This window comes from uncultured Bacteroides sp. (genome assembly GCF_910578895.1).
In the GTDB taxonomy this organism is placed as follows: domain Bacteria; phylum Bacteroidota; class Bacteroidia; order Bacteroidales; family Bacteroidaceae; genus Bacteroides.
Genome location: NZ_CAJTSC010000113.1, coordinates 1 through 620 on the forward strand (window position 1 = coordinate 1; position 620 = coordinate 620).

Here is a 620-nt window from a genome sequence, read left to right on the forward strand (position 1 = left end):
ACCTACAACCCTTTTTCAAATCCTCTCCCATATGCCAAGTCTTGGACATCAATATTTGTTGTACACTCTTACCTGTCGGTTCTTGCGGATACAACAGGACTGCTATTGTTAAAGCGCAAAATAATAACACAGTTCTCTTCATAATAATATTTACAAGTTTATCCTATAGCTATGGTTGTACTGGAAAATAAACTATTTTATGCCCATAAGAATCAAAGCCTGGAATCATCTTAACCACAACAAGTTTTGATGGGCTTAACTCTACAATTTTAGTTACAAACACATACTTGCCACCATTTTCAATGATGTATTCTCCATTAATACTTTTACCAACTTTAGTTTCATCAAACGAAGTATCAGGTGTATCACTCAAATAATACACATAATTTATACTGTCTTTTGAGCCATTAATATTTTCAACATAAGTACGAGTTTTCTCTGCTAATTTCACATATCCACTCTCACTTTCATCCCAAAAGTTTTGGGATTCCCAATGCGTACTCATCAATAACTCTTGAATCGTTTTCTGTCCTTGTACAGTTGTAAAGGCAAAGAAACAGCAAAGGATACATAAGACGGTTGTTTTTATATTCAATGATTTTATATCCACAGTTCTCAAT

At 33.5% G+C, this 620-nt stretch carries 1 protein-coding gene; it reads right to left on the reverse strand.

The window, feature by feature from the left end; all coding sequences use genetic code 11:
- Positions 1–169: 169 nt before the first annotated feature.
- On the reverse strand, positions 170–620 hold a 451-nt coding region (locus QZ327_RS14380; protein WP_294620414.1), incomplete at its 5' end, for a hypothetical protein.